Annotated in this window: 14 protein-coding genes and 2 pseudogenes; 4 read left to right on the top strand and 12 right to left on the bottom strand. The window is 68.1% G+C overall.

Translation table 11 applies throughout. From position 1 onward, the window contains the following. The first annotated feature begins 3 nt into the window (after positions 1-3). The 3 genes and pseudogenes from ACN9M6_RS00375 to ACN9M6_RS00365 all read left to right on the top strand — a co-directional run bounded on the left by ACN9M6_RS00375 (position 4) and on the right by ACN9M6_RS00365 (position 4,030). On the top strand, positions 4-1,317 hold the full coding sequence (locus ACN9M6_RS00375; protein WP_419160931.1) for a hypothetical protein: 1,314 nt from the start codon (positions 4-6) through the stop codon (positions 1,315-1,317). A gap of 20 nt (positions 1,318-1,337) precedes the next feature. Continuing rightward, positions 1,338-2,576, top strand: a complete 1,239-nt coding sequence (locus tag ACN9M6_RS00370; RefSeq protein ID WP_419160930.1) for a hypothetical protein — start codon at positions 1,338-1,340, stop codon at positions 2,574-2,576. 52 nt (positions 2,577-2,628) lie between these two features. Beyond that, positions 2,629-4,030 (top strand): annotated as a pseudogene (locus ACN9M6_RS00365) (YfcC family protein). A gap of 34 nt (positions 4,031-4,064) precedes the next feature. Here the strand turns inward: ACN9M6_RS00365 and ACN9M6_RS00360 are convergent. The 4 genes and pseudogenes from ACN9M6_RS00360 to ACN9M6_RS00345 form a co-directional block, all read right to left on the bottom strand. Beyond that, complete coding sequence (locus ACN9M6_RS00360; protein ID WP_419160929.1) at positions 4,065-5,798, bottom strand: zinc-dependent metalloprotease; 1,734 nt, start codon at positions 5,796-5,798, stop codon at positions 4,065-4,067. Between the two features lie 284 nt (positions 5,799-6,082). Further along, a pseudogene (locus tag ACN9M6_RS00355) lies at positions 6,083-6,316 on the bottom strand (hypothetical protein); the annotation flags it as partial. Between the two features lie 407 nt (positions 6,317-6,723). After that, entirely contained in the window at positions 6,724-8,193 is a 1,470-nt protein-coding gene (locus tag ACN9M6_RS00350) for a serine hydrolase domain-containing protein (RefSeq protein ID WP_419160928.1), read from the bottom strand. Between the two features lie 31 nt (positions 8,194-8,224). Further along, positions 8,225-9,721: a serine hydrolase domain-containing protein gene (locus ACN9M6_RS00345; protein WP_419160927.1), complete on the bottom strand. Its 1,497-nt coding sequence runs from the start codon at positions 9,719-9,721 to the stop codon at positions 8,225-8,227. A 209-nt stretch (positions 9,722-9,930) separates the two neighbouring features. On the opposite strand from ACN9M6_RS00345, the gene ACN9M6_RS00340 reads away from it, so the two are divergent. Next, positions 9,931-10,314, top strand: a complete 384-nt coding sequence (locus tag ACN9M6_RS00340; RefSeq protein WP_419160926.1) for a hypothetical protein — start codon at positions 9,931-9,933, stop codon at positions 10,312-10,314. Positions 10,315-10,329: 15 nt separating this feature from the next. On the opposite strand, the gene ACN9M6_RS00335 is transcribed toward ACN9M6_RS00340, so the two are convergent. The 8 genes from ACN9M6_RS00335 to ACN9M6_RS00300 form a co-directional block, all read right to left on the bottom strand. Then, entirely contained in the window at positions 10,330-10,635 is a 306-nt protein-coding gene (locus tag ACN9M6_RS00335; RefSeq protein WP_419160969.1) for an EamA family transporter, read from the bottom strand. Continuing rightward, positions 10,590-11,291 (bottom strand): EamA family transporter, encoded by a 702-nt coding sequence (locus ACN9M6_RS00330; protein WP_419160925.1) that lies wholly within the window; start codon positions 11,289-11,291, stop codon positions 10,590-10,592. Before ACN9M6_RS00330 ends, ACN9M6_RS00335 begins: the two co-directional genes overlap by 46 nt. Positions 11,292-11,307: 16 nt before the next feature. Then, complete coding sequence (locus ACN9M6_RS00325) at positions 11,308-12,642, bottom strand: APC family permease (protein WP_419160924.1); 1,335 nt, start codon at positions 12,640-12,642, stop codon at positions 11,308-11,310. An 11-nt stretch (positions 12,643-12,653) separates the two neighbouring features. Continuing rightward, positions 12,654-13,988, bottom strand: coding sequence for a M20/M25/M40 family metallo-hydrolase (locus ACN9M6_RS00320; protein ID WP_419160923.1), 1,335 nt, complete (start codon positions 13,986-13,988; stop codon positions 12,654-12,656). Between the two features lie 101 nt (positions 13,989-14,089). Beyond that, on the bottom strand, positions 14,090-15,493 hold the full coding sequence (locus ACN9M6_RS00315) for an alpha/beta hydrolase family protein (protein WP_419160922.1): 1,404 nt from the start codon (positions 15,491-15,493) through the stop codon (positions 14,090-14,092). Between the two features lie 50 nt (positions 15,494-15,543). Beyond that, positions 15,544-15,864 carry a YbjQ family protein gene (locus ACN9M6_RS00310; RefSeq protein WP_419160921.1) on the bottom strand — a complete coding sequence of 107 codons (321 nt, stop codon included), beginning with the start codon at positions 15,862-15,864 and terminating at the stop codon, positions 15,544-15,546. Next, a complete protein-coding gene (locus ACN9M6_RS00305; protein ID WP_419160920.1) occupies positions 15,861-16,352 on the bottom strand; it encodes a hypothetical protein in 492 nt (163 codons plus the stop codon). The genes ACN9M6_RS00310 and ACN9M6_RS00305 overlap by 4 nt, the downstream gene beginning before the upstream one ends. Continuing rightward, entirely contained in the window at positions 16,345-16,947 is a 603-nt protein-coding gene (locus tag ACN9M6_RS00300) for an RNA polymerase sigma factor (protein WP_419160919.1), read from the bottom strand. The genes ACN9M6_RS00305 and ACN9M6_RS00300 overlap by 8 nt, the downstream gene beginning before the upstream one ends. Positions 16,948-17,110 lie beyond the last annotated feature (163 nt).

Below are 17,110 nucleotides of genomic sequence, written 5' to 3'. Positions count from 1 at the left end.
CCGATGTTACACGAGTCTCTCCTTCGCGTCCTCCTCCGCGCGAAAGGAGCCGTGGCGGCTGGTCTCCTGATCATCCCGGTGCCCGCGCTCGCTCTCGGCGCGGGGGCGCCACACCTCCCGCAGGAGGTGGCCGTCGATACGCTCGAGAGCGGCCGCATCGTCGTGTCGAACTCCGCGGGCGGCGGGGGACCCGACGAGTGGCGCCTCGTCGAGGAATTCCGCCTTGGCCGGGTGGACGGGACCGGGCCGCAGGTCTTCGGGGACGTGCACGACGTCGCCGTGGACGAGAAGGGCCACATCTACGTGCTCGATTACGGTTCGAAGGAGGTCCGCGTCTTCGACCGTGCGGGTCGGCATCTGCGAAACATGGCCCGCGACGGAGAGGGACCCGGCGAGTTCCGCTACTCCGGGTTCTCCCCTGTGTACCGTATCATCTGGCAACCTCCGAACCGGCTCTGGATCAGTGATCGCCATCAGCAGTTGAGTTTCGATTCGCTGGGAAACGAACTCAGCCGATCCGGCCAGCCCTTCGGCCCCGGGATGCCGATCGGCGGAGCCGCCGCCTTAATACGTAGCGTGCGTGGCGGCAGGATCGTCGCCGCCGATGGCGAGGGCTTCGTCTATCAGCAGATCGGCGTCTGGGACCGCACCACTCAAGGAGACGAGACCGTCACGCGTAGCCGCACCTACGGTGTGCGCCTCCCCGTATACCCTGAGCATCCGGACCCGGTCCCGCCGCAGGATTCGCTCCTGCTCGACAGGCGCGTCTCGACGAGCACCCTTCAAACAACAGGTCGGAGTGGCGCAACGATCTCGATCGGAGGCGTCGTGAAGGTGTCCATTCCGAGGCGTGTGTGGGCGTTCGGGCGCAGCGGAGCCGCGTGGCTGGCGAACAGGGCGGTACACCGTTTCCACGAGGTCACGTTCGCCGGCGACACCGTGCGTACGGTCGAACTCGGCAACCCGCCCCCGCCCCCGCCGGATGATTCCGACGAGTCGGAGTTCGAACCCCGGATTGCGAGTCTGGAAGTGTCGCCGGAGGGCTGGCTCTGGGCGCGGCGGCACCCGGACGGCCCGGACGAGGACCCCGTCTGGGATCTGTTCGACAACTGCGGCCGCTATCGGGGCGAGGTTTCCACGTCGGCGCGAATCGGAACCGTTCGGTATGAGGGCGATATGGTGGAACCCATCGATCTCGGTGCGGGGGGCGTAATCCATGGGATCGCCCGCGACGCCCTGGATGTGAGCTACGTCCTCCGTCTCCGCCTGGAAAGCGCACGCGGGACGCCGATCGTCGCAGAGGTTTGCCCGTTCTGACCCCCATGCGATCCGCTGCGATGACCGTGCTCATCGTGTTCCTGTGCCCGTTCGCAGTGCGCGGCGTGGCGCTGCCCCAGGAGGTGACCGTGGACACCCTGGCGGGAGGGCGCATCGTGGTGACGAATCCTTCGCGCACGCAGGGTGGCGGAAGCGTTGGGTGGCGTCTGGTCGAGGACCTCAGGCTTGGCCGCGTCGAGGGCAGTGGACCCGACATCTTCGCAGAAATACGCGACATCGCCGTAGGGGAGAACGGGCTCATCTACGTGCTGGATGTCGGCTGGAAAGAGGTCCGCGTCTTCAGTCGCGAAGGCCGGTATCTGCGGCGCATGGCGCGCGCAGGCGGGGGACCCGGCGAGAAACGTTACGGGTCCCGAATCGACCAGGACGTTGTATGGCAGGCGCCCAATCGGCTGTGGGTGGGCGATGGGCGTCAGCAGTTGAGTCTCGATTCGCTCGGGAATGAACTCCACCGTTCCGATCGGCGTGCTGGCTTTTGGCCGGGAAATGTGCCGATCTGGGGCAGGGTGATTGACGCGGACACTTTGGGTTTCGTCTATAAGGAAGTGACTCTTGTCGATTACCGGACGCCCGACCGCGACTACCTGCGACACACCTACGCTGTGCGTCATTCAGTGTCCGGGGATCATGAGCTCCTCGCCGGCGATACGCTCCTGATCGAGACCCGGTTCGTAACCATGGGCCCCCCGGAATCAAGCACCACCGAGGATGGCCGCGGTGAGTTGATCATGAGCTGGCCCTCATTCATGGCCCCTCAACAATTCGTTTGGGGGTTTGGGAGCGTTGGAACTCTCTGGGTGGCTCACCGGTCGGCGTATCGATTCCACGAGGTGACGTTCGACCGAGATACGGTTCGAACGGTCGCGCTTGGGGATCCCGCGCCCGTTGCGAACGACGCCGGTGGCGAATCCGGATTCGAGCCCATCATTGCGGCTCTGGACGTGTCGCCGGAGGGCTGGCTGTGGGTCCGGCGTGAGTCCGCCGGGCCCGAGGCCGGCGCAACCTGGGACCTGTTCGACAACTGCGGCCGCTATCGGGGCGAGGTCGGGACCCCGGTGCGACTTGGAGCCATTGAACATCCACGTGGGCTGCTCGGGCCCCGTGTCCCGTTGGAAATTGCAGCGGACGGCGTAGTCCTTGGCATCGTCTCGGATGCGCTGGGCGTGGACTCAGTAATCCGCCTCCGGCTTCAGAGTGCGGCCGGTACGCGGGTCGCCCGGGAGACCTGCCTCTTCTGACTCTACGCTTCCGATTGTCAGGCGGGGCGGGGCAGGCGCATCTTCGGGATCCATGGCGACATTACGGGCGTTCCGCGGGCGGTTCGGCCAGCGGGTGAGGAGGTTGCGGTTTCCGCACCCGCTGACGCTGCTGACGGCGGTAGTCCTCGCGGCTGCAGCGCTGTCTTACGTCTTGCCGGCGGGGGAGTACGAGCGGCGGGACGATCCGGAGACCGGGCGCAGCATCGTCGTGCCGGGGACCTATCAAGAGGTCGAAGCCAACCGCATCGGGATCTTCGACGCCATCGTGGCCATCCCCCGGGGGATGGCGGACCGCGCCGATGTCGTGTTCCTGATCTTCCTCATCGGCGGGGCCTTCGCCGTGTTCGACGCGACGGGAGCCCTTCGGCGCGGCATCGCCTGGCTCGTCGAGCGGCTGGAGGGCCGCGAGATCCTCGCGATCCCCGTGGTTTCGCTCGCCTTCGCGACGGGCGGCGTAACGGAGAATCTACAGGAAGAGATCATCCCGCTGGTTCCGGCGCTCATGCTCCTGACGAAGCGGCTCGGCTACTCGCCGATGGTGGGGGTCGCGGTGAGCGCGGGTTCCGCCTTCGTGGGATCGGCCTTCAGCCCCATCAACCCGTTCCAGGTCCTGACCGCGCAGGAGGTAGCCGACGTGGCGCCGCTCTCGGGCAGCGTGTTCCGTCTGGTGTTCCTGGCCATCGCCCTCGGTCTGTGGATCTGGTGGACGATGCGGTACGCTGCGAGCACACGGGTGGGTCCGGAGATGGAGGAAGAGTCGAGATCGGATGTAGCCGGACCGGAGGCGGCGATGGGTTGGAGGGACTTCATGATCTTCGGGATCGTCGCCTCCACCTTCGGCATCCTCGTGTGGGGGCTGCTCGGGCTGGGGTGGGACTTCGATCACATGTCGGCGCTCTTCTTCGTCATGGGGGTGGTCGTCGGGATGGTCGGTCGGCTCGGGATCACGGGGACGGCCGAGGCCTACGCGCAGGGCTTCAAGTCGATGGGGTACGCCGCGCTTCTGATCGGGTTCGCCAACGCGATCTACGTCGTGATGGACGACGCCCGGATCATCGACACGATCGTACGCGGGCTCTTCATCCCGCTCGCGGAACTGCCGCTCGCGCTCTCGGCCATCGGTATGTCGGCCGCGCAGGGCGTGCTGCACTTCGCCGTGCCCAGCGTGAGCGGCCAGGCCGTGCTCACGCTCCCGGTGCTCGTGCCGCTGTCGGACCTGCTCGGCCTCTCGGCAGATCACGATCCTCGCCTACCAGTACGGGGCGGGGCTCTGTGAACTGATCACGCCGACCAACGGCGCGCTGATGGCGATTCTGGCCGCCAGCGGCGTGCGCTACGAGGCGTGGCTGCGCTTCGTCGTCCCCCGCTACCTCATGTTGATGGCGCTCGGCGCGGTCGCTCTCGTGATTGCCATCGCGATCGGGTACAGCTGACCTTCACGCGTTCCCGCGGGAACGCCGGCGCTCCTCAGAACCCGCCACCTTCCGCCGAGCAGGCGGGGGAGCCTCCAAGCCACTCCGCTGCCCAGCCTGCGGGCCCGGCCATCGACCATGTGTCTCCAGCGAGCCAGTCCATGGCCGGCTGACCGATCGGCGCACCCGGCGGCGCATTCGGCGTCCCCGGCATCTGGTACGGCGACGACGGCTTGTCGAGAAAGCGCTCGATGTCGCGGTCTACGAGCCTCACAAAGGCAGCGTCCCGCTCCGGCGGCGGGTTGGCCGCCATTTCGGCTCGCAGCTCCACGAGGCGGTGCGTGGCAATGGCCCGCACATGCGGCATGGGAGCCCCCTCGGCCAGCGCCATGATCCGGTCCACGAGCACTCGGTACGCCGCGAGCCGCAGCTCCGTGTGGTACGGCGTCTCGTTCGCCTCGGGGCGAACCGCGTCGACGAGCGCCACCAGCACTTCGTCCAGTCCCGGCAGTTGCGGGTCGAGCGCGTGCTGTTCCACCAGTCGGGCGGCCCGCGCCGGCTCCAGCGCCCGTGACACCGTATGGTCCGCCGCCACGACCGCGGGCGTGACCGCATCGAAGGCCGGCCCCGTATAGCGCGGGAACGTCTCACGCGAGCGACCGTAGCCGGGCGGCCGGGGCGGCACCTGATCGAGCACGCCCTCGGGGACGGCCAACTCGGTAGGCCTCAGCGTCGCCGCGAGCGCTCCGAGGGCGGCCCGCTGCGCCCCGCCCGACACCCGTCGCACCGGCGTCCGCCCGTCTCCCCTGAAGGCGTAGATGTACTCGAGCCCGCCGAGCACCGAAGCGGCCGCGTCCACCTGATAGCGATGGTGCATGTAGAGTGGAACCAGTGCCTCCTCCAGCGTGGCCATCGGCCGACCGCCTCGGATCGCCGCCTCCCCGAAGCGGTCGAGCGCGTGCCGCCGCACCTCCATCATCCGCGTGAGTTCGACCGCCGCGTCCACCCCGTTCGACCACTGGTCGGCGCGCGCGTGGATGCCGATGTCCTGGTTCGTGAAGTAGATGATGTCCTCGTCCCACGCCTCGTCCAGGATCCGCCGCAACTCGGCGGCCTGATCCGTCCCGGGCGCGAAGTGCGAGTAGCCGTACGTGATCGCGACCTTGTCCCATTCCCCGATGTCCACGTCGTAGACTTCGGAGTAGTCGAGCCGGCCGTCGTTCCCCAGAGTCACCAGCGGGTGCGGATAATCCATGACCGAGATCCGGCCGCGCTCGCTGTCGTAGTAGTTGTGGCCAAGGCCGAGAGTGTGCCCCACCTCGTGTGCCGACAGCTGGCGAATGCGCGCCAGCGCCCACGCGGCGATGTCCTCCGGGACCTCGTCGCCGTTCGCGTAGGGGGAGAGCAGACCCTCGGCGATGAGATAGTCCTGCCGCCAGCGGAGCGACCCCAGCGTCACGACGCCCTTGAGGATCTCGCCCGTGCGCGGGTCCGTCACCGAGCCCCCGGTGCTCCAGCCTCGGGTCGACCGATGCACCCAGTTGATCACGTTGTACCGGACATCATGCGAGCTCACGCCGTCCGGCAGCATCTCCACCTGAAAACCGTCCCGGAAACCGGCCGCCTCGAACGCCTGGTTCCACCAGCGAGCGCCCTCGAGCAGCGCCGTCCGGATCGGCTCCGGCGCGCCCGGGTCCAGGTAGTAGACGATCGGTTCGACCGATTCGCTCACGGCCGCCGATGGGTCCCGCTTCTCGAGCCGGTGCCGCCGGATGAACCGCTGCTGCATGTCCTCGCCCAGCGGCGCCGCTGTAGTCCGCGTAGCTCATGGCGCCGAAGCCGGCCCTCGGATCGAACGCCCTCGGCGTGTATTCCCCCAGTTCCGGCAATTCCACGAAGGAGTGGTGGAGACGGATCGTCGCGGCCTCTCCGGTCGAAGCCACGTTCCCGACCCCCTCGAACGCGCCGCCCCCGCCTCCGAAACCGCCGAAGCCGCCGCCCCCCCCCCGGCTGGCGGACGAAGGTGAGGGAGGCCTCGATCTCCGTGTTTTCCGGGAACCCCATCGTCATCGGCAGGTGGACCGCGCTCCGGCTCGCGTCGAACCGGTACGTCCCCGGCCGCAGCCGCTGGGCCCAGTTGATCATGTCGCGCACGACGAAATCCGTCGCGTCGACGAGCACGCGCCCATCCGTCTCCGCCGCCGCCGTGAAGCCCCACAGCGTGGAAGGGGCGAACGCGTCCGTCACCGCCCGGACCTCGCGCGGGTTCGGGCTGCTCGCCCGGAAGTCGAGGTTGGGCTGGATCATCAGGACTTTCGGCCCTACCCGGTGGAAGCGCACGAGCCGCGAACCGGCGAGTGCACCGCGGTCGAGTCCGATGTCGTTCGAGCCCAGCCCCGAAGCGAGGCCCGTCATGTGGAGCAGATCCGTGTCCCAGCGCGAGATCTCCAGCCACAGCTTGCCGGTCGACGTCTCCCAGTGCATGGGGATGAAGCCGTCGATGGCCCGCATGGAGGCCGTCTTGTCCTCGATCGAGGGGAGTCCGCCCCCGGAGTCCTGCGCCACGGTCGAAGCAGGGATGAGAACGAAGAGGAAGACGGGAAGAAGCTTCCGGAAACGGGTCACGGAGTACACGGACGCCTCCTGGCGACGGGAACTGGACGATTCCCCCCGGAACGTCGGGGAAAGGGCCTACACATTACGATGGCGGACCGCTACCGGTCGATTGCCGCCGTCACCTTGCCGATGATGTCCGACATGTACGCGCCGTGGTCGCCGGGGCTCGGTCCCAGCCGGACGACCACCAGATCGTAGGACGGGATGATGGCCGTGTACTGTCCCATGGCCCCGGCCGCCCAGTAGGCGTCTTCCGGGGCCCTGGGAAACGCCCCGCCTCGATTGACCCAGAACAACCCGCCGTAGTTGAGGAGTTCGGCGCCCGGAGCGGGCGTGCTGACGAAGTCCACCCAGCCCTCGGGGAGGATGCGGTCGGATCCCCCATCAGGGGCCGGCCACACTCCGTCCCACAGATGGAGGAGGCCGAACCGCGCCCAGTCCCACGCGCTCCCGAAGTCGTAGCCGGTGATGATGAAGTTGCCCCACGCGTCCGTCTCGAGGACGTAGTTCCGCGCCCCGATGCGGTCGAACAGGATCCGCTGGGGATAGGTGAGCCAGTCCGCTCCGCGCGCCTCGACCGCCTGCCGCACGATGCGGGTCGCGGTGAGCGGATCCGAGTTCCGGTACCGGAAGATCGCGCCCGGAAGTGTGTCCATCGGCTGGTCGATGGCGTGCTCGAACACATCGATCCCCTCGAAATAGATCCGGGAGTGTTCGTGAGCGTGCGTCCAGCGGAGTGCCGGATCCGAGCCCAGGTTCAGGAAGTCGAGCCCCGAACTCATGTTCAGGAGGTCCCGGATGCGGATCTCCCTGCGCGGGTCGTCCGCTCCCTGCCATTCGGGCACCGGCGCGGGATCGTCGAGTCCGACGTCGAGGTGGCCGGCCTGGATCGCGGCGCCGACGAGAGCGCTCGCGATGCTCTTTCCCTGGGACCACGAGATCTGTGGCGTGTTGCGCGTGAAGCCGGGCGCGTAGCGCTCGCCGAGGATCTTCCCGGCATAGATGACGACCAGGGCGCGCGTGTTCTGTTCGCTCTGGGCCATCGCCCAGTCGAGCGCAGCATCCAGCGCGGCCTTGTCGACCTCCGCGGGCGGCGCGTCATGGGTTGCGTCCACATCACCCATGGGCCACGCGGTCACCTCGGGATCCGGGCTGCGTCGTTCGACGACCGCAGGCTCGAAGGTCACATCGTCGAACCCGGCCGGCAGGAGCGTGCAGCCCTGGTCGCCGTTGTATTCCGCGTACTGCGTGAGGAATCCGTCTCCCGAAACCGAGGCGGTGCGGGTCTCGAAGTCCACCGCGTACTCGAAATCAACCTGCCAGTCGAACCGGTCGAACGGCTGGATGTCCTGCGCCACGACCTCCTCGACCGAGCGCTCGTAATCCCGGCCCACCACGAAAACGCCGGCGCAGAGGTGGTGCGCGGACATCCCGGCGACGTGTCCGCGCATGTGGGCCTCGTCTTCCTCGGTTCCATCCGGCTCCGGCGCACAGCCCGGCACCAGGAGAGCGGCCGTCCCCGCGACCACGGTCCAGCACCGGCGGTGAACTCCGATACGAGCGCTCATGCGACCCCCCATTTCGCGAGGACGAAGCGGGCTAGCGGTCGATCGCCGCCGTCACCTCGCCGATGATGTCCGACAGGTATGCGCCGATGTCCCCGGGGCTCGGCCCCAGCCGCACGATGACGAGGTCGTACGAGGGGATGATGACCGTGTATTGCCCCATGAACCCGGCCGACCAGTACGCGTCTTCCGGAGCCCGGGGCAGCGAGCCGCCGCGATTGAGCCAGAACAGCCCGCCGTACTGCAGGGCCTCGGCGCCGGGAGCGGGTGCGCTGACGAAGTCCACCCACCCCTCCGGCAGGATGCGATCGGACCCGCCATGAGGGGTCGGCCACACGCCGTCCCAGAGATGGAGCAGCCCGAACCGCGCCCAGTCCCACGCACTCCCGTAGTCGTAGCCGGTGATGATGAAGTTGCCCCAGGCGTCTGTCTCGAGGACGTAGTTCCGCGCCCCGATGCGGTCGAACAGGATGCGCTGGGGGTACGTGAGCCAGTCCTCCCCGCGCGCCTCGACCGCCGCGCGCACGATTCGGTTGGCCGTGAGCGGGTCGGAGTTCCGGTAGCGGAAGATGGCGCCCGGAACTGTGTCCATGGGCTGGTCGATCGCGTGCTCGAACACGTCGATGCCTTCGAAGTAGATCCTGAAGTGTTCGTTGGTATGCGTCCAGGAGTCTTCGTTCCCCAGGCCCCGGTTCAGAAAGTCGAGCCCGGAACTCATGTTCAGGATGTCGCGGATGCGGATCTCCCGGCGCGGGTCCTCCTCCCCCTGCCAGTCGGGCACGGGCACCGGGTCGTCGAGTCCGGCGTCAAGATGGCCGACCTGGATCGCGGCCCCGACGAGGGCGCTCGCGATGCTCTTCCCCTGGGACCATGAGATCTGCGGCGTGTTGCGCGTGAAGCCGGGGGCGTAGCGCTCGCCGAGGATCTTTCCCGCGTAGATGACGACGAGCGCGCGGGTGTTGTGCTCGCTCTGGGCCATCGTCCAGTCGAGTGCCGCCTCGAGCGCGGCCATGTCGACCTCCGGCGGCGGCGGGTCGTAGTACGCGCCGACGTCGCCCGTAGGCCAGACCGTCACCTCCGGATCCGGGCTGAGCCGCTCGACGACCTGCGGCTCGTACGTCACATCCTCCAGACCGGCCGGCAGGATCGTGCAGCCCTGGTCCCCGTTGTACTCGGCGGACCGTGTCCCGAAGTCCGCTGCCGAGACGGTGGCGGTGCGCGTCTCGAAGTTCACGGCATACTCGAAGTCGTCCTGCCATTTGAAGATGTCGAAGCGCCGAATATCCTGTGCCACGACCTCCTCGACCGAGCGTTCGTAGTCGCGGCCGACGACGAACACGCCCGAACAGATGTGGTGGGCAGCCATCCCGGCGATGTGCCCCCGCACATGGGCTTCATCCGAGGTGCCGACTTCCCCGGCCCCGGCTGCGTCGGACGCCGCAGCCTCGACTCCCTCCTCCACGCCGCAGGCGGAGGACAGAAGGATGACCGCGAGGACGGACAGAACCCGGGATGGATGACGAGTGCGCATGCGAACCCCCATTTGGCTGACCCGGCCGATCCGGTCCCGTTGGCGATGGGAAGCCAACGACCGGTAGCTGAGCGTCTCGGCTCGGGAGCGCCTGGCGCAAGGGCCATAACGTTTCGGCGCGCGCGCGTGTCGTCAGAAAAGGGACGGTTGAAGGCCGATTCCCGCGCAGAAACGAATACACAGCCGAATACCCAGGAAGGAGACGGTTGATGAGAAAGATGATCGGAGGGCTCGCCCTCATCGTGGTCGGTTTCGCCCTTGTGGCGCCGCTCGAGGCCCAGCAGCGGCGCGGTGGCGCCGGCGCACGCATGAACCTCGACGCCCAGATGGCACAGCTCACGGAACTCCTCGGACTCGATGAGGAACAGGCAACAAAGGTCCGCGAAATCCTCGAAGCGCAGGCGACGAGCCGGCGCGAGCGCTTCCAGGGGGCCCGGGGTTCGATGAACCGCGAGGCCATGATGGAGATCGTGCAGAACATGCAAGCGGAGACGAACACGAAGCTCGCCGAGGTGTTGAGCGAGGATCAGATGGCGCTGTACGAGGGCTGGGTCGCCGAACAAATGCAACGCCGCCGCCCGCCCTTCGACTGATCTGCGCCCGGGTGGCTACCTCGAGGCCGGTGCCCGCACGGTCGCCGGCCTCGGGCCGCCCTTCGGCGCCCGCCCCCGCTGCACCAGCACCACCGCCGCCACGATGATCACCGTCCCCGCCAGCATCGGCAGCGTAAACCCTTCATCCGCGAGCCACCATCCCAGGAACAGCGCCACGACCGGGTTGATGTAGGCGTACGTCCCGGCCGCGGCGGGCCGCACGGTGCGCAGGAGCCACATGTAGGCCGAGAAGGCGACGATCGAACCGAACAGGATCAGGTACAGCAGCGCCCACCACGACCTGGCGGAGACGTCGGCCAGCGACAGGCGGCCGAACTCTCCCGCGCCCAGCCCGATGAGTATGAGGACCAGGCCTCCGCCGTCATGGTCAGCGCCGTGGCGTAGAGCGGCGGAGAGGGAAGCGCCGCCCGACGGTTGTACATGGATCCGATGGCCCAGCTCAGCGAGGCGCCGAGGATCACGAACGCACCCAGCATGACCCTGTCCGAACTCGCCCCGCCGATCCCGATCTCCGAGCCGGAACCACGGACGAGGACGACCACGCCGACGAGGCCGAGTACCAGCCCCAGAACCTCCAGGCGACTCGTCGGCTCGCGATCCGGTCCCAGACGCGCAATCGCGACGAGCCACAACGGCACCGTGGCGACAAGGAGGGCCGCCAGCCCCGAGGGCACGTACTGCTCGGCCCAGCACACGAGCCCGTTGCCTCCGGCGACCATGAACGTCCCCGAGATCGTCGCCGCCTTCCACTCCGAGGGCTTAGGCGCGGGAGCGCCCCGCAGGCGCGATACGGCGGTGAGGATGAGACCCGCCGTGAAGAACCGGACCCCGCCCAGCAGAAAGGGGGGGATCGTCTCGACGCCGAAGCGGATCGCCAGATAGGTGGACCCCCAGACCAGGTACACTGCCGCGAACGCCAGCAGCAGATCCCTGGTGGAAGCGTGAGGTCGGGTCATGCGGCGATGCCGGTGGTCAGCGATCGAGCGCCCGGTCCCGGGCCCGTGTCACGGCGTAGATCGCGAACCCGACCGCTATGAGGCCCAATCCCAGTCCCGCTTCGAGGGGTCGGTCGATGAGGATATACGCCAGCGTCCAGCCGGTGACCGCCAGAAAGATCGCCGGCGTGACGGGGTACCCCCACGTGCGGTATGGCGGGGTCTCGGATGCGGGCACCGGGGGACCGCGCCGCCGCAGCACGAACACGCCCGCCGTGGCGAGCAGTGTGTTCAGGCCCATCGTGAACCCCGAGAACACCAGGATCGTCTCGAACGACTCCGTCAGGATGAAGGCGAGGCTGATCCCGGCCTGCGTGAAGATGGCCACGGCCGGAACCCCGCGCGCGTTCTCCCGCCTCAGTAACCGGAACGTCGGGTAGTCGCCCCCGATCGCGTGCAGGACTCGCGGACCCGCCAGCACCATCGCACTCACCGTGGAGACGAGCAGGAGGGCGAGCGTGATCCCCATCAGGTCGGCGCCCCGCGGACCGAAGATGTGGCCGGCGGCGATGTACCCGACCTGGAGCTGCCCGACCAGCTCCTCCTGGGGCGCGGCCCGAAGGAAGACATAGTTGAGCCCGACATACAGCAGCATCACGAGAAGGGTTCCGGCCGCCAGCGCGCGGGGCAGAATGCGGCGTGGGTCGCGGAGTTCGCCGGTCACATACGTCGCGGCGTTCCACCCCGAGTAGGAGTAGGAGACGAAGATGAGCGAGACCGCGAACCCGCCGGAAAACACACTCGAGACGCCCGAAGTCGTAGGGAGGACGCCGACCTCCCGAGGTTCGGCGACCAGAAAGAGCCCGGCCGCGCAGAAGGCGAGAATGAGCCCCACCTTGAGTGTCGTCGACCACCGCTGGAAGCCGCCCGACGCACGGCGCGTACTGGCGTGCACCCCCGAGAGCAGTACCACCAGGCCGACGGCCAGCCACGTCGCGGAGAGCGTCGGGAAGACCGACGACAGGTAGGTACCGAAGGTGATGGCGGCCAGCGCGGTGGGAGCGGCGAAGCCGATCGTGGCCGAGATCCAGCCCGAAACGAATCCCCCCGCGGGATGATAGATGTGCGACAGGAAGGCGTACTCGCCGCCCGACCGCCGGATCGTGGAGCCGAGTTCCGCGTAGGTGAGCGCTCCGCACACCGCCGTCACGCCGCCCACGACCCAGAGCATGAGCAGGGCGAAGCCGGACCTGAGGTCCTGGAGCTGAAACCCGAGGCTGGTGAAGACACCGGTCCCCACCATGTTGGCCACGACGACCGCGATCGCCGTGTGGAGCCCGAAGCCGGCTTCGTCTCCGGTCCGCGTCCGCACGTCCGCGTTGCTCAGGGGATGGGCTCGGCCAGCCCCGCCTCGCTCACAAGCAGGAGGAGTCCGGCCTGGATCCCGAGATGGCCGTCACGGTTGATCCACCACTCGCCGGGCGAATGGGCGCCGCTCCCGACGCCGCCGCTTCCGATCGTGACCGCAGGGATCCCGAGCGAAATCGGAATGTTCGAGTCCGTCGATGAGCGCGCGAGCTGCGGGTCGGCGCCGAACAGGCGCATGACTTCACGGGCCCGTTCGACCAGCGGGTGGTCGTCCGCGACCTCACCGGAGGGCCGGTCCCCGATCTGGTCCAGTTCGAGTTCGATTTCGGGCCCGGCGCGACGCAACGCGTTCTCCTCCGCCAACGCCCGCCGCATGGACGCCTGAAACGCGGCATCGATGCGCGCGAGACTCTCATCGCTCACCGAGCGCATGTCCACCTCCATCCAGGCCTCGAACGGAATCGCGTTGACCGAGGTGCCGCCACCGAGCCGCCCCACGTTGTAGCTCGTGCGAAAGCCCGATCGTGTGAGGGTGTCGGCCACATCCTGGAAGTGGCGGATCCCGCGGCCCAGCGCGTGGGCCGGGCTCGCCAGCCCGAACGCCCCCCACGAATGGCCGCCGGGCCCCCGGAACGTGACGCGGTAGCGGTGGGAGCCGAGGCCCCTGTTCACGATTCTCCCCAGCCCCGTGCCGTCCACATCGATCCAGGTGTGGATCGGATCCGCACCTTCGCGGAACAGGTATTTCATCCCGCGCAGATCGCCGAGGCCCTCCTCTCCCACCGTTCCGATGAACCGGACATCCGCCTGGGTCTCGATCCCGCTCGCTTCGAGCGCCCGAAGTACGGTGATCACCGCCATGAGACCGCGCGTGTCGTCGCCGATTCCCGGGGCGAAGAGCGTGTCGCCGCGCTGGGAGACGGTCACGTCGATGTCCTCCGGGAACACCGTATCCAGATGTCCCGACAGGGCGACGGTTCTCCGCCCCCCGTCATCCGTCGACCCGCGCGCGCCGCCGCGGCCGTAACGGATCGCGACGGCGTTGCCCTCCTCGTCGATGAACACCGAGTCGGCTCCGGCCTCGCGCAGCCACTCCGCGTAGACCCTCGCGCGCTCCGCTTCCATGAAGGGGGGCGCCGGAACCTGCGTGAGTTCGATGAGTTCCCGGATCGTCCGCGGCTCGAGTTCCTCGATGATCCCGAAGGCGTTCTGCACCGCCGGGTGATCTACAAGGGCGCGTACGTCTTCGCTCGCGGTCTGGCCCGCCAGTCCGCCCGGGGTTGCGGCGAGGAGGACGGCGCCGGCAACGGCCCGGACCGCGTGGCTGGCCACTGAAGTGGGTGCGTGCATGGGTTCTCGGTCTCCCCGGATTCGAGCAGGACGTCGGCTTCCGCGAAGGTACCGGCCGCTGCGCCGGGCGCCAGACGCGGGCGCTGTCTGGTGCGTCGGGATCAGTTTCCGAAGCGCGCGAGGATCCAGTCGGAGATCGTGTCGAGGAAACCGTCCACGAACGTCTTCTCCAGCATCGCGTACTCCACCGGCGAGCCGGTCGTCGCGGCCTGGAAGAGATGATTGGCGCGCGGCACCTCCTCGATCGTCACGTCCGGATTACCGGCCAGCGCTTCGGCCATCGGTCCGCGGTTCTGGTCGACGAGAACCTGCAGGTCGAGGCCGCCGAACAGGGCCAGCACCGGCACCCGGGTCCCCCGGAGCGCTTCGGACGGGTCGAAGGTGAGAAAGTGTCTGAACCACGGGGTCTGCACCGCGTTGATCTGCTGGTCGACCTGCGTCTGCACGTGTCCGTCCACGTCGGAAATGGGCGCGCGCTGCGCCTCGGAGAGACGGTCGATCCCGTCGCGGATCCGGACCCCCAGTTCCTCGCGATAGCCGTCGAGATCCTCCCCCGCCTCCATGGCTGCGAACAGCCGGCGCTGGAAGTCCGTATTCCAGGCGATCTGCTCGTCGCCAACGCCCGAGGCCCGTTGCATGGCCGCGGATTGCTCGTACAGCACCTCGGTGCCGGGCACGCTGGTGCCGGCCAGCAACACGGCGAACCTGACCGCGTCCGAGCGCGAGGCGGCCAGCGGCGCCACGGCCGCGCCTTCGCTGTGTCCCAGGAGGCCGACGCGCGCCGGATCGATGTCCGGGTGCACGGAGAGCCGCGCGATGCCGGCCAGGGCATCGCCGGCGAAGTCGGAGGTGGTGGAGCCGGGGACGCTGCCCGTCGACCCGCCCACGCCGCGATCGTCGTAGCGGAGCACCGCGATGCCCTGCCGCGTGAGGTGATCGGAGAGGACCCGGAAGACGGGGAACCCGAACACGACCTCGTCACGGTCCTGAGGGCCGGACCCGGTGATCAGAACCACGGCGGGGAACGGTCCCGCGCCCTCCGGCAGCGTCAGCGTGCCCTCGAGATGGACATCGCCGTTCTCGAACGAGATCTCCTCCTCCCGATAGGGCACGGGTTCTTCGGGCTCCGTTGCGGCCGGATCGGCGCGTCGGGCGGTGAACGTGCCCCTCGCGGCCCCCTGCGTGAAGCCGCCCTCGATGCTGCTGCCGTCGTGCGCCCCATCCCACACGGCGAGGCCGATTGAGGCCCGGAGTTCGAAGTGCACGCGGCCGTCCGTGTACGACACCGCGGTGAGCGGGAGACCGAGGGCGCCCTGAGCGGGGATGTCCATGGTGGCGGAGAGTGCTCCGTCCGTGGCCTCGAAGGTCACGGAGAACGGCAGTTCGCCCGTCGGCAGAACGACGGACCCGGCCCACCTGCCCTCGATCCCGGAGGCCGGTTCCTGCGCCAGCGCCGGCGCCGAGAACGCGCACCCGGCGGCCGTCCAGATCCCCAGCCGATGCATGGTTGTCAGGCCTCCGAGCCCGTGCCGGAGTGTCCGCCCCGTGGCCATCGCTAGCTCTTCTCGACTTTCACGGCTGTACCGTAGACCACAATCTCGGCCGTGCCCCCCATCACGTAGGCGGTGGAAAACCGCACGCAGAGTACCGCGTTCCCGCCGGCGTCCGACGCCTCCTTCGCCATGCGGTCGATCGCCTGTTCCCGGGCTTCGGCCATCATCTTCGTGTACTCCTGGATCTCGCCTCCCACGATGCTCTTCAGTCCGGCGAGGATGTCGCGGCCGAGGTGGCGCGCCCGAATCGTGCTTCCGCGCACCAGGCCGAACTCCTGAACGATCCGGTGCCCGGCGAGGTCGTTTCGAGACGAGATGATCATCGGACCACATCCTTGTAGGGGTCGCTTTTCTGCATGAACAGGCGCTCGCGAACCACGGACACGAAGAGGATCACGAAACCGGCCAGGAGAACGAGCAGGCCCCAGCGGATGTAGGCGGGCATCGTCGTGTCCTCGATCAACCCCTGGACGGCGGTCCACAGCGCCCACGTCCCGACCGTGATGGTTCCCAGCGAGACCAGAACCCAGCCGATGCCGCGTTCGAGCCGTCGGTAGACGCGCTCCCAGTAAGTGTCCCAGGTCTCACCCGGGGGTTTCAACGGCGTCATGGTATCGGTGACCTCCTTCAGGCGCTGGAACGTCTCGAGTTCATTGCGAAGATCCGGGTTCTCGGCGAGCGCCGACTCGAGTTCGGCGCGGGCCTCCCCCGAGAGTTCCCGGTCCACTTCGGCCATCATGAGATGGCGCACCCGCTCGTCGTCGGGCTGCATCGCGTGCTTGACGTTCTTCTCAGTCTTCCTGTCACTCATCGTCCCGCACCTCCCGCCCTTTGGGCCGGGCCCGCGCGGCCTCGATCTCGCGGGCCAGAGCCCGGCGTGCCCTGTAGAGACGCGACATCACGGTTCCAATGGGGATTCCCAGCAGTTCAGCGATCTCCCGGTAACGCAACTCCTGAAACTCGCGCAGAACCAGGGTCTCCCGCTCGCGCTCGGCCAGCCGGCCGATCGCCGCAGACACCTGCGCCCGCAACTCCGAGCGCTCGACCGCCCGGTCCGGGCTGAGGGGGCGCGTGCCCATCGTCGTATCGGCGAGCCAGCTTCCCACCCGCTCGAGTTTCTGGCGGCGTGATCTCTGGTCGCGCGTATGGTTGAAACAAAGGCGTCGAACGATTTGATATAGCCACGGGAAGAAGGGACGCTCGGCGTCGATCGTGGCTCGGGCGCGGAATGCCCTGGCGAAGGCCTCCTGCGAAAGATCGAGGGCGTCGTCGTGGTTCCCCACCAGACCGAGCGCCGTATAGTAGGCACGCTGCATGTATCGTGTGACGAGTTCGCCGAAAGCCGCCCGCTCGCCGCGCTGTGCGCGAAGAACGAGCGCCCTGTCGGTTGCCTCCGAGCTGTTCAAATGTGGCTCCCATCGCCGCGGGCACCCCTCGCTGGCTGTTCGCTTCGCGAAGGGTAAACAACGCCGCGAGCTTTATTCCCGGCTCCCGGCCGCACATGCCGCGCGTCGGGGAGCGACCGCGGCGCCCCGGATTGCCGGGGATCGAGGATCGAGACAAGGAACG

Origin of the sequence: Candidatus Palauibacter sp. (genome assembly GCF_965197445.1) — a bacterium.
Lineage (GTDB): Bacteria > Gemmatimonadota > Gemmatimonadetes > Palauibacterales > Palauibacteraceae > Palauibacter.
Note: the sequence above shows the minus strand (reverse complement) of the source record. Positions and strands in the feature narration are given on the sequence as shown.